Annotated in this window: 11 protein-coding genes; 6 read left to right on the top strand and 5 right to left on the bottom strand. The window is 61.6% G+C overall.

Annotated features, from left to right (window positions below):
• Window positions 1-130 precede the first annotated feature (130 nt).
• Entirely contained in the window at window positions 131-3,265 is a 3,135-nt protein-coding gene (gene putA, locus HOC_RS00830) for a bifunctional proline dehydrogenase/L-glutamate gamma-semialdehyde dehydrogenase PutA (RefSeq protein ID WP_035535158.1), read from the top strand.
• Between the two features lie 15 nt (window positions 3,266-3,280).
• On the top strand, window positions 3,281-4,132 hold the full coding sequence (locus tag HOC_RS00825) for a DUF3298 and DUF4163 domain-containing protein (RefSeq protein WP_035534790.1): 852 nt from the start codon (window positions 3,281-3,283) through the stop codon (window positions 4,130-4,132).
• Here the strand turns inward: HOC_RS00825 and HOC_RS20890 are convergent.
• From HOC_RS20890 to HOC_RS00810, 3 genes are read right to left on the bottom strand one after another with little or no spacing between them, the layout of a single operon-like run.
• Window positions 4,119-4,562 (bottom strand): DUF6265 family protein, encoded by a 444-nt coding sequence (locus HOC_RS20890; protein ID WP_051624392.1) that lies wholly within the window; start codon window positions 4,560-4,562, stop codon window positions 4,119-4,121. The two genes, HOC_RS00825 and HOC_RS20890, sit on opposite strands and share 14 nt — an antisense overlap.
• Entirely contained in the window at window positions 4,559-4,873 is a 315-nt protein-coding gene (locus HOC_RS00815; protein ID WP_051624391.1) for a hypothetical protein, read from the bottom strand. Before HOC_RS00815 ends, HOC_RS20890 begins: the two co-directional genes overlap by 4 nt.
• A gap of 60 nt (window positions 4,874-4,933) precedes the next feature.
• Entirely contained in the window at window positions 4,934-6,706 is a 1,773-nt protein-coding gene (locus HOC_RS00810; RefSeq protein ID WP_035534787.1) for a hypothetical protein, read from the bottom strand.
• 150 nt (window positions 6,707-6,856) lie between these two features.
• Here HOC_RS00810 and HOC_RS00805 point away from each other — a divergent pair, with 150 nt between their 5' ends.
• Window positions 6,857-7,690: a serine hydrolase domain-containing protein gene (locus HOC_RS00805; RefSeq protein WP_162174790.1), complete on the top strand. Its 834-nt coding sequence runs from the start codon at window positions 6,857-6,859 to the stop codon at window positions 7,688-7,690.
• Window position 7,691: 1 nt separating this feature from the next.
• Complete coding sequence (locus HOC_RS00800) at window positions 7,692-8,177, top strand: serine hydrolase domain-containing protein (RefSeq protein WP_051624389.1); 486 nt, start codon at window positions 7,692-7,694, stop codon at window positions 8,175-8,177.
• A gap of 503 nt (window positions 8,178-8,680) precedes the next feature.
• Here HOC_RS00800 and HOC_RS00795 read toward each other — a convergent pair.
• Both HOC_RS00795 and HOC_RS00790 read right to left on the bottom strand, forming a co-directional pair.
• Window positions 8,681-9,109, bottom strand: a complete 429-nt coding sequence (locus HOC_RS00795) for a PaaI family thioesterase (RefSeq protein WP_035534785.1) — start codon at window positions 9,107-9,109, stop codon at window positions 8,681-8,683.
• The gene (locus tag HOC_RS00790) at window positions 9,106-9,588 is read right to left on the bottom strand and encodes a PaaI family thioesterase (RefSeq protein WP_206741515.1); all 483 of its coding nucleotides are present in this window, start codon (window positions 9,586-9,588) and stop codon (window positions 9,106-9,108) included. Before HOC_RS00790 ends, HOC_RS00795 begins: the two co-directional genes overlap by 4 nt.
• Before the next feature lie 177 nt (window positions 9,589-9,765).
• Between HOC_RS00790 and HOC_RS00785 the strand changes: the two genes are divergently transcribed.
• Window positions 9,766-11,097: a flavin-containing monooxygenase gene (locus HOC_RS00785; RefSeq protein ID WP_035534781.1), complete on the top strand. Its 1,332-nt coding sequence runs from the start codon at window positions 9,766-9,768 to the stop codon at window positions 11,095-11,097.
• A gap of 31 nt (window positions 11,098-11,128) precedes the next feature.
• Window positions 11,129-11,815 (top strand): M23 family metallopeptidase, encoded by a 687-nt coding sequence (locus HOC_RS00780; RefSeq protein WP_051624388.1) that lies wholly within the window; start codon window positions 11,129-11,131, stop codon window positions 11,813-11,815.
• Window positions 11,816-11,826: the final 11 nt, after the last annotated feature.

Raw genomic sequence — 11,826 nt, 5'->3', positions numbered from 1 at the left:
GAACAACAGCCCTAAGGCTCGCGTTGGCTTCTATGTGACGATATAGCTGTGCCCGTAAACCCGAATTTTGCGCAGGCTTTTACCGCGCCGTACATCACTCTCTTGAACCCCCTGATATATGGAAACCTATATGCCTGATTCTCTGACCCTCGCCTCCCTCGATTGGGATGTCCTCGATGAACACAAGTTCGACGATGAGGAGGGGCTTCTTGAGGGACTGGTGAAACCGGCGCCACTGGACGATGGCGCGCGCCTTGCGGCAGTGCGCCGTGGCCGGGAACTGGTCGAGATTGCCCGCAGCCGAGGCCGCAAGAAAGGCATGATGGAAAGCTTCCTTGAGGAGTTTGGCCTGTCGAACTCTGAAGGCCTCGCCCTCATGTGCCTCGCGGAAGCCCTGCTGCGTGTTCCGGACGCTGAAACGCGTGATGACCTGATCGCCGAGAAAATCCGCTCTGGCGATTGGGCCTCTCACTTAGGTCAGTCGGAAAGCTGGCTGGTTAATGCCTCGACATGGGGTCTGATGCTCACCGGCTCTGTTATCGGCGTTCCCAAAGCCCTGCAGAAAGGCCCGGGCGCTTTCGTTCAGGGCCTGATCCGTGAAAGCGGCGAGCCCGTCATCCGCGCCGCCATGATGCAGGCCATGCGGATCATGGGCGAGCAATTTGTCCTTGGCCGGAACGTGAAAGAAGCCCTCAAGCGCGGCAAGCGCATGGTGAAGGCCAATGAGGCCGCTCATTTCAGCTTCGACATGTTGGGGGAGGGTGCCCGCACCTCTGAAGATGCCACGCGCTATCTGAAGGCTTATGAGTCCGCGGTCGATGCTGTCGCTGCCGAAAAGGACAAGTCCGTCCTGCCAGAAAAGGCCAGCGGCGTCTCCGTCAAGCTGTCCGCCCTGCACCCACGCTTCGAGGCCGTGAACGAAGCACGCGTGATGGAAGAGATGTATCCCTCCCTGCTGGCGCTTTGCGAAAAGGCGGCCGCTGCCAATATACACCTTTGTCTTGATGCTGAGGAAGCAGACCGTCTGGTGCTCAGCCTGAAACTGTTCGAGCGGCTGGCCCGTGAGGCGTCCCTGAAGGACTGGACCGGCCTCGGCCTTGCCGTACAGGCTTACCAGAAGCGCGCGCTGCTGGTCATCGACAAGTTGTCGCGACTTGCTGAAGAGACCGGCCAGCGCTTTATGGTGCGCCTTGTTAAGGGTGCGTACTGGGATAGTGAGATCAAGCATTCCCAGATTGAGGGCTACCCGAACTTCCCGGTCTTCACGACGAAGCCGGGTACGGATGTGCATTACCTCGCCTGCGCCAAGGCCATGCTTGAGGCGGCGCCCAGTATCTATCCGCAATTTGCAACGCATAACGCCCACTCGCTGGCAGCGATCGACCTGCTCGCTGAAGCGGCTGGCGTGACGCATTATGAGTTCCAGCGCCTGCATGGCATGGGCGAGGCCCTTTATGACGCCGCCGATGCCGGCAAGCGCGTGCGCGTCTATGCGCCCGTCGGGGCGCACAAGGACCTTCTGCCCTATCTCGTTCGCCGCCTGCTCGAGAATGGCGCGAATGCAAGCTTCGTTCACTCGTTCCTTGATCCGGATGTGCCGGTGGAAGACGTGGTCGATGATCCGATCACGCGCATCGAGATCGGCCCGCGTCGCCACCCCGGTATTCCGACGCCGCCGCGCCTTTACGGGCCAGAGCGGCGCAATTCCACCGGTCTCGACCTGAGCCAGAAAGCTGTGCGTGACTCGATGGACAGCGCACTCAAATCCTTCCGCGACAGCCCGGCCATTTCGGCAGGGGCTATTGTTTCCGGCAAGGCCGATACCGGCGGCGGCGACATGGTCCGTGTGCCGTTCGATACCGAGCATATTCTTGGCGCCTGCAAGGAAGCGAGCCCGCAAGCCATCGACAAGGCCCTCAAAGCGGCGGTGAAGTTCCAGCCTTCGTGGGACAAACTCGGCGGTGCCAAACGCGCTGAACATTTGCGCGCGATGTCGGACATTCTGGAAGAGAATGCATCGCGCCTGATCGCCCTGATGTCACGCGAAGGCGGCAAGACGCTCGCCGATGGCGTGGCCGAAGTGCGTGAAGCCGTGGACTTCTGCCGCTATTACGCCGCCCAGGCCGAGCATGAGTTTGAAGGCGCCGTGCGCCTGCCGGGACCGACGGGTGAGACCAACCACATCTCGCTACATGGGCGCGGTGTGTTTTGCTGCATCAGCCCGTGGAACTTCCCACTCGCCATCTTTACCGGCCAGATCGTGGCGGCGCTTGCAGCGGGCAATACGGTCGTTGCCAAGCCTGCTGAGCAGACGCCGCTGGTCGCGTTCGAAACTGTTCGCCTGTTCCAGAAAGCGGGCCTACCGGTCGATGCGCTTCACCTTCTGCCGGGCAAGGGCGAAACGGTCGGCGCGGCCCTGACGAGCGATCTGCGCGTGTCGGGTGTCTGTTTCACCGGCGGCACGTCCACGGCCCGCCTGATCAACCGCGCCATTGCTGATCGCGATGGTCCGATCATTCCGCTGATTGCAGAGACGGGCGGCCTGAATGGCCTGTTCGTCGATACGACCGCCCTGCGGGAGCAAGTGATTGATGATATTATCGTGTCGGCCTTCGGGTCTGCCGGTCAGCGCTGTTCGGCGCTACGGGTTGCGTTCCTGCCGAAGTCGACCGCCAAGAGCCTGATCGAGGGCATTATCGGCGCGATGAACGAATTGAAGCTTGGTGACCCGGCTGAAGCCGATACGGATGTCGGCCCGGTGATTGATGCAGAATCGCGTGAGGTGCTCGAAAAGCACCTTGAAGCCATGGCCAAGGAGGCGAAAGTTCTCCACCAAGTGAATGCTGGCAAGATCGGCGAGCGGGGCTTTGGCTTCGGGCCAGCCTTGGTCGAACTGAAGTCGCTTGACCAGATCACGGAAGAGAAGTTCGGCCCCATCCTGCATGTCATCCGCTACGACCCCGATGATATCGACGAAGTCGGCGCAAAGCTGAAAGCAAAAGGCTACGGCCTGACGCTCGGCATCCATTCACGTCTTGAAAGCTTCCATAATGAAGTGAAGGCGGCCTGCCCGGTGGGGAATACCTATGTAAACCGCTCGATGACCGGTGCAGTCGTGGGTGTGCAGCCATTTGGCGGCGAAGGCCTTTCCGGCACGGGCCCCAAGGCGGGCGGGCCACATTATCTCCATCGTTTCGCCAATGAACGCGTGGTAACAGTGAATATCACGGCGCAGGGCGGCGATGCGGAGCTGCTGAGCCTTTAAGAGGATACCGGACCGATGCTGAAACTTGCTGTCTCTGCCGCCCTGAGCGTGCTGATCCTGACGGGATGCGGCAAGAAGGCTGAAGCGCCGGACGTCGAGCCAACGCCTGCGACAGGCATTTCGGGAGAGGCACAGCCGGCCAGCGAACCTGTGGCGGAGCCGGGCTCTCTCGCGGATGTGCCGCACAAGGCGGAGGTCTCCAATGAGGCCTTTGTCGGTTCCGTCACGGTGGACGATGACCTGTTCGCGGTGGCGCCTGCGCTGGCGGCTGAGCTGATGAAGGATGGCAAGGGACGCATGGCGGCGATGCAGTCCGATGCCGAGACCTACAAGGAAGCTGACCCGGAATATTTCAATGCCTACAGCCTGTCGATCGAATGGACGCTTGCGGCCAAGGCAGGCGATCTCATCAGCATTGAGGGCTTCACCTCCGCCTATACGGGCGGGGCACATGGCAATTACGGGACCGATGCGCGGATCTATGATCTGGCGGGCGGCAAGGAGGTTTTTCTGCGCGACCTTCTGGCAGACCCCGATGCCGCCATGCAGGATGCCCTGCCAGTCGTGCTGAGCGAGATTGCGCGCCTGCGGTCGGAAAAGTCCGGCGGCAGCGGTTCAGAAGCGACATTCCGGGGGGAGGCGGCGGATGCCGTTTCCGTTGACAGTCTGATGGAAGGCGAGATCGGCCTTGTGGCCTCGACAGAGGCGGACGCGTTTGGCGGCTTCGTCGTGCACTTTGCACCCTATGAAATCGCCTCTTACGCGGAGGGCGCCTACAAGGTCGTCGTGCCGCAGACCGTGTTCCATCAATTCCTGAAGCCGCAATATGAAGACCTCTTTGCGGGTGAGCCGGTTACCGAGGAATAGGGCAGGGCCCGAAGTCGAAATCCTGCGCGTTGGAGCCATCTTCCAGGGAAATCCGGGCGGATAGTCCGGCCTCTGTCTTCCGGTAGACAATCAGCTGCGGATAGTCGTGTGCGGGTTCGGCGAAACTGATTGATGTGTCCGTTCTGCTGATCTCGGGGAAGGGCGACGGGCCCTTTCCCGCAGGATAGGCATTCATGACGGCGGGCGGGCCGGGATCGATACGGGTCTGCTCGAAGAAGCTGACCGCGCCGTCTTTCAGGCTCACGGCATATCCGAAATAATAGCCCTGCTCGGAGGGCGACCAGACTTCGCGATAGCTGCCATCCGCGTTCTCCCAGCAGCCGGTGAGCCAGTCGAGCGAGGCCTCGCGCGCTGATGACGGGGCCGATGCGCAACCGGCGATGAGAAGCAGGGCGGCAAGGCGCTTCATGGCTTCACCAGTGTGCAGCCGAGAGCGGGCGTGAAGCTTGCCTCGGACTTCACAAGGCCGCCGAGCACGCTGGCCGTTGTAACCGCGCCGTCATCGGTGACGGTTACGGCGCTGATATCGACGGTGAAATCATCCATGCAACTCTCCATCGGGCGTTCGCCAACGTGGAGACAGGAGCAGACCTGCTTGGCGCCATAGGCGGTGGCCACCTTCGCATAGGCGACCTGATCCTTCAGCCAGAACTGCCAGCCGAGGCCTGCAATGACCAGCACGACAGCGAGTGTGATCAGAAGGAGTTTGACGAGTTTCATGTGATGCCCCCGCACGGTGCGGGAAGATAAGCGCGAAACCGCGTCAGGGGCAACAAGGCGCTATTGCAGGGCGTCATGGTCGATACGCATCAGGCGGAAGCGCGAACCGGAGTCGGGGGCAACATCGATCAGCCCCGGCCAATTCTCACCCGCTGCGAGGGCGCCGAACAGAGGCGCGGGCGCGCGGTCCAGTTCCAGATCCATGCGGCAGACCGCAACATAGTCGAAGGGGGCGAGCGCTTCGCGGCGTCCGTCAGCGTCGTCGCGCGTAAACGTTTGTGCGACCATGCTTATGCTGGGCGCAGCGCGGTGGAAGGGCAGGGAGGCAACCGGATGGTGCCCGCCAGATGTCTGATTGTACTCGGCCAAGGTGAAGGACATGCGCGGGGGCGCCATGACTGTCCCCGGCGGCGCTGTGTCCAGTACGGAAAGGTCTTGGTTCAGGCAGGCATCGCCCTTCATCACCATGATGAGATCGATTGCTGGATCGGTCCGCCTGATCGCGATGATGATGACGGTGATTGCAAGCACGGGAACGACAAGAGGAACAACACGCGTGCGCAGCGAAGAAATTCGCCCATAGGCCTGCACCAGTCCTGGGACGAACAGGGCTGCGAAGGACGCGGCAAAGGGGAAATTCCGGTTCTGCAGGAGTGCCAGTACAACGGCCGCGACAGCGATAGCGTACAAAACGCCCGCGCTAGCGGTCCGGGGGCGCGTCCATGTCCAGATGGCGATGAGCACGCCTGTGAGCGCGACCGGACCAAAAACAAGAACCCTCGGTCCGCCTTCCGCATATAGCCTGATGAAATCATGTTCCTGCAGGACCCGCGATAACCAGAATTCCTTCGCGACCGGGTCGACCATGTATAGCGGGCCATGATGACATTGCGGGAAGGCGATCCAGAGGCCTGCAAGCAATAGGGCGCCCGGCATGGCCAGACTGCTGAAGCGCGCGGCGCGGCTGGAAAAAGCGGTCATGCCCCAGAGCCGGGGTGCGAGGGCAATGATACCTCCGCTCACTGACAGGGCGAGGATCCATGGCGCGGATATGGCATCGCAATAAACCTGTCCCAACCCGGCAGGCCCGATCAGCACAAGGCTGCCGGGCAGGGTCAACAGGCCGAGGGAGAGTCCCGCCTGACGGAACCGGCGTATATGGCCTGCCTCACCGGTCCAGACGGCAACAAGGCCGAGACTGACAAGGGCAATCGCAATGAAAGGTGTGCATTCAAGACCGACGGCAATCGACAGGAAGCTGGCAAGCCCGACCAATAGCCCCGCATGCCGGTGCGGCGATACCAGACCGAGGCTGAGGGCCATCATCAGGACAAGCTGGACATTGTGATGGTCGATCCGGGCAGGATAGAATTCCGGCATGACGAGGAAGGATGCCAGCGCAGCCATAGCGACGGGTATTGCACCTGGCGTGCGGCCAGTCAGGTGTTGCATGACCCTGACCGTGAGGGCTGCATACACCACGAACCATAGCGGGGGCACCACGAGCCGTGCGATGCGAAAGCCGCTGTCAGTGTCCATGAACGGGCTCAGCGCCCATGTGATGAAGACATAGGGCGCATCGACAAGCCGTGACCAAGGCGACTGGTAGACATCCGGCGTCTGCAGGAAGGGCCAGGACGGATCATGCCATTGGCCATCCCGCAGGAGGTCGGCGATCTGTAGCCGGCGGGCGATATCGTCGACATCCGAAAGATAACTGTTACCCGGTGGACCATCCATCAGGAGGAGCCCGGCGCCGACCAGCAGGAAGCAGCCGAACAGCAGCCAGTAGGGGTTATCGGGCCTGGAGCCGGAAGAAGACGATAAGGACATGCAGGGCCTTCAGGACACGAAGGCGCACCATCCGACAAACCCTTTAAGCAAGGCCTAAGTCCGGGAAGAGGCCAGGCAGTATCAGAAGGCCTTTGACGCGTTTCCGCAATTGCCCCTAAGCTTTCGGCAAAGAACAGGGGAGGAATGGCTGTGGGCCATCATGTCTTGAAACGGGCCGCGCTGAGGATCAGCCTTGTTGGGCTTGTGATGATCGGGAGCTTTTGCGCCTCCGCTCAGGAACTGGTGCCGCTGCCGCCGCAGCCGGAAGGGCTGGCCTGGCCAACGCAGGGCTGGGAGACGGGAGAGATGGCGCCGGATGTTGCCGCGATTGTCCAGCCGATGATCGACACGGCGATTGCCGGCGAGAAGGCCGGGCCGATGGGCGAGACGCGGGCGGTTGTGATCATTCATCACGGCAAGCTGGTGGCCGAAGCCTATCGCGACGGGTTCGGGCCGGACACGAAACAGGTCTCGTGGAGCATGGCGAAATCGGTGACGTCGGCTCTGGTGGGGCGGGCGGTGAGGCTGGGCCTGATCAAGGATATCGATGCGCCGATGCCGACGCCGTTCGATGCAGGCGATAAGCGGGCAGAGATCACCTGGCGCCAGTGGCTGACCATGACGGACGGGCTCGACTATACCGAGATCGGCGCGACGGGGATGGCGGACAATGATGTCATTCAGATGATGTACGGGCCGGGACGATTCGATGTGCTGGACTATATCAAGGATCAGGTGCCGGCTTTGCATGAGCCGGGGACTGTCTGGAATTATTCGACGGCGGCGTTTCATTTGATCGGGCATGCCCTGCAGGGGCTGGGGCCGGACTATGACAAACTACGTGATGAGCAAAGACTGGTTGTTGCCCTGAACGATGGTGATCGCGAGGCTGTGCGAAACTGTGAGCGTCTCCGGGTTTTGGGCGATGCCAACTTGCCGGAAGCATGCAAGGACCTGTTAAAGCGCCAAGGTTCTGCGCAGTGACTTGCGGGGCGACGATCTCATCAAGAACCTGTTTGTTGCGACGGGCATGGATGCCCTCGTGGAATATGATGCGGCCGGCACATATCTCGGCGGCTCCCTCGTCTGGGCGTCGGCGCGGGATTTTGCGAAGTTTGGTTATCTCTATTTGCGGGATGGGGTGTGGGATGGTGAGCGCCTTTTGCCGGAAGGCTGGGTGGATTTCTCGCGGTCGCACCCGGAAGGGCCAAAGGAAAACGTCTATGGCGCGGGCTTCTGGCTGACGACGGGCGGGGCCGATCCGGTGCCGTCCTACCAGCAACGTGATGCGCCGCCCTGGGACAGTTTTGCGGCAGAGGGCCATGAGGGGCAGACCATTTTCATCGTGCCCTCGCGCGACCTTGTGATTGTGCGTCTCGGGATCATGTCGAATGAGGGCGAGAACTGGCCGGACCTGTTCCGCTGGAACCAAACGATTGCGGGCGCCTTTCCTGAGGTGACGACGGAATAGGCTGCGCGTGCGGCGCCTGTTGGGGCGCTTGGGGGTGAGGTTTGGTTTATCGGGATTGGGTTTGCGGGTCAGGTGTCCGGAATAGGTCCAACATATCCGTATTCCCGGCGAAAGCCGGGATCTCTTGCGGGTGGGCTGGAAGCCATTGAGAGAGGCCCCGGCTTTCGCCGGGGACACGGATGTGTGGGGGGGTGAGGTTCTCCGCTCAAAGCAGTGCTGAAACTGTGGGACAGCGGTAGTGGGTTCCATGGATGTTTTGGTGTGGTGGACATGTCGTCAGACAAATAGACCACGTCCACGCGGCCATGGTTTGTAACAGCCCAGAGCATTTGCGAACCGGGGCCGCCATTGGCCCTGAACCATGCACGCAAACGCTGGATGCGCAGGAAGATCAGCGGCCAGATTGGCAGCAGATACCATGGCAGGCCCTGCATGGGGCGGAAGAGGCTGAAGTCCGGCATCGGCGTTGAGTATACGCCGGGGTGTTTTGGGGTTGGATAAGTCTAGTCCCCGCCCACCATGAAATGGGCCATGAGGGCCGTGACCGGCTTGGACTTTTCTTCCTGCCAGGCTTCGGCGCGGACCGACGCCATGCGGCGGCCCATCTTGGTTATGTAGGCACGGGCGTAGAGATCCTTGGCGTGGCCCTGGCGCAGGTAGTCTATGGTCAGGTTGATCGGGCGCGGCGGACGGGCGAGGTCTGTCACGAGGAAGACCTGCGCCATGGCCGTCAGTTCAAGGAAAGACGAGATCGCGCCGCCATGCAGGGCCTTGATGGTGAAATTGCCGATCAGCTTCTTGGAGAAGGGGAGGACGGCCGTCATCTCGTCGCCGCGTATGTCGCAGCGCATGCCGAGTTTCTGGGCGAAAGGCGTGCGGGCGAGGAAAGCCTCGACCTCAGCGGCGCGGGGATTGGCTTCATAGGGGGTCATGCGAGCGACTCCAGCTTGTCTGCCGGGCGCGGCTGGTTGATGGCGAAGGCGCCGGCGGCGGTGGCAATCACCTTGTCGCGGGTCTCGTGATAGGCCCAAGCGCGCGTGAAGCAGACCGTGCGGGTGGTGTGGTAGCATTCGGCCTCGCCGATAATGGCGCGGCCCTTGTCGGCCGGGCGCATGTAATCGATGCGCAGGTCGAGCGTGGCAACGAAGCGGAAATCGGGCAGGATGGCACTGCAGGACATGCCGCAAAGATTGTCGAGCAGCGTGGTGATTACCCCGCCATGGATGACGCCCGTGTCCGGGTCACCGACCAGCGTCTCATCCCAGGGCTGGCTGCCCCAGACACGGCCTTTCTCGATGCGCGTGACTTCGAAGCCGAGGTCGCGCGCCCATGGCACGGCCTTGGTCATCATTTTCATGTTCTCACGCATGAGCGTCAGGCGCTGTTCCAGATCTGAGAGGTCGGCAGACATTATTGGAAGATCCTGTCGCGGTTTTTCGGCATCCGACGGAGCGGCAATGGGCCCCTTTGCGGAACTGACGTCGCGTCATCGTTCATGTGCAGGCCTCTTCATTTGACGTTCCAGTCGCCACGGATAACATTTGGGCCATGACGTGGAAACAGTTCACGCAGCGGGAGGAGACGGCCTATGGCATTTGATGGCAGCAGCAAACCGAAAACATGCATCATTGGCGCCGGGTGCTCGGGCTTCACCATGGCCAAGCGCCTGAAGGACAAGGGCCTGCCGTACGATTGTTTCGAGATGTCGGACAATATTGGCGGCAACTGGTATTACAAGAACCCGAACGGCACCTCGTCCTGTTACCAGAGCCTGCATATCGATACGTCCAAATGGCGCCTTGCCTTCGAGGACTATCCCGTGCCGGAGGACTGGCCGGATTTCCCGCACCATGCCCAGCTGCTGCAATATTTCCACGATTACGTCGACCATTTCGGCCTGCGCGAGACGATCACGTTCAACACGGCGGTGACGAATGTGGAGACGCTGCCGGGCGGGCGCTGGAAAGTGACGCTGTCGACCGGCGAAGCGCGGGAATACGATGCCGTCGCCGTGGCCAATGGCCATCACTGGGATGCCCGCATGCCGACCTATCCCGGGCATTTCGAGGGTTACCAGGTCCACTCGCACCATTACCGCGACCCGTTCGAGCCTTATGACTTCCGGGGCAAGAACGTGATGATCGTCGGCGCCGGCAATTCGGCGATGGATATTTCCTCGGAACTGTCGCAGCGGCCGATCGCGAAGAACCTGTTCATCTCGATGCGGCGCGGCGTCTGGGTGCTGCCGAAATACATGGACGGCTCGCCCGCCGACAAGGCGGCGCTGCCGCCATGGTTGCCATCGAAGCTGGGCCGGAAACTGGCGCGCGCAAAGATCAAGAAGACCATCGGCATGATGGAAGATTATGGCCTGCCGAAGCCCGACCATGAGCCGCTGGACGGGCACCCATCCGTGTCCGGCGAGTTCCTGACGCGGGTTGGCTGCGGCGACATCAAGCCGAAGCCGGGCATCCAGAGCCTTGATGGCGACAGTGTCGTATTCACCGATGGAACGCGCGAGCAGGTCGACGCGATCGTCTGGGCGACGGGCTATAATGTGACCTTCCCGTTCCTGAAGCAGAAAGAGCTGATGCCGCAGGAGAACACGTTCCCGCTGTACAAGCGCATGGTGAAGCCGGGCTTCGAGACGCTGTTCTTCCTCGGGCTGGCCCAGCCGCTGCCGACGCTGGTGAATTTTGCCGAGCAGCAGTCGAAACTGGTCGCTGCCGCGCTGACCGGGGAGTATGCCTTTCCCGATGCGGCGGAGATGGACAAGGTGACCGAGGCCGACGAGCAGCTGCACCTTGGCCACTTCTATGACAGCCCGCGCCACCGGATGCAGGTGGATTTCGGCGTCTACGTCGCGGATTTATTGAAGGAAATCAAACGCGGGGAGAAGCGCGCGCACGCGGTTGCCTGATATTAACCTAGCGGCAGGCATAGTCGGGGGAATGACGCGCCTGATCCCCGCCTTCCTTATGCTGTTCATGGCAGCCGCCTGCGCCTCGTCGCCGGCGCCGACACGGGTGGGCGCCTATAATCCGCGCTTTGAGGAGCCGCCGCCATCGCCGCCCATGCCGGTGCCCGGCACGCTGCAACCGAACGCCTATTTGCAGGTGTGCGGTGGCATGACGGTCAGCAATTCGCCGGTCGCTTATCCGGGCGGCTGGGTGGAGGATTTCAAGCCGATTATTGTCGTGAATGGTGTTGTGCTGGTGACGGTGCCGACGAATGATGCCTGCCTGTCGTCAGGCTTTGGCATTCGCGGCGGCACGTTCCATGAGGGCATCGACCTGACGCACCGGCCTGCAGGGCCTGTCTATGCCGCCGCGCCGGGCCGCATCATCGAGGCGCGCATGTCGAGCGGCTACGGGCTTCAGGTGCTGATCGACCATGGCAATGGCGTCTATACGCGTTACGCGCACCTCGCTTATCTCGACCCCGGTGTCGCTACCGGACGCGAGATCGATTACGGGCGCCCGGTGGGCATGATGGGCCAGACCGGCAATGCGCAGGCAATCCACCTCCATTACGAAATCCTGACAGGCAATTATCACAACCCCAAGGGGTCAAAGGGCCTGCAAGTGCGTGACCCGTTCAGTTTTCCTGCCTATGATTACCTCTTCGCGGGGTCTTAGAGGGATATAGG

The organism is Hyphomonas oceanitis SCH89 (assembly GCF_000685295.1).
Taxonomy (GTDB): domain Bacteria; phylum Pseudomonadota; class Alphaproteobacteria; order Caulobacterales; family Hyphomonadaceae; genus Hyphomonas; species Hyphomonas oceanitis.
This window is presented reverse-complemented; position numbering and strand designations above follow the sequence as displayed.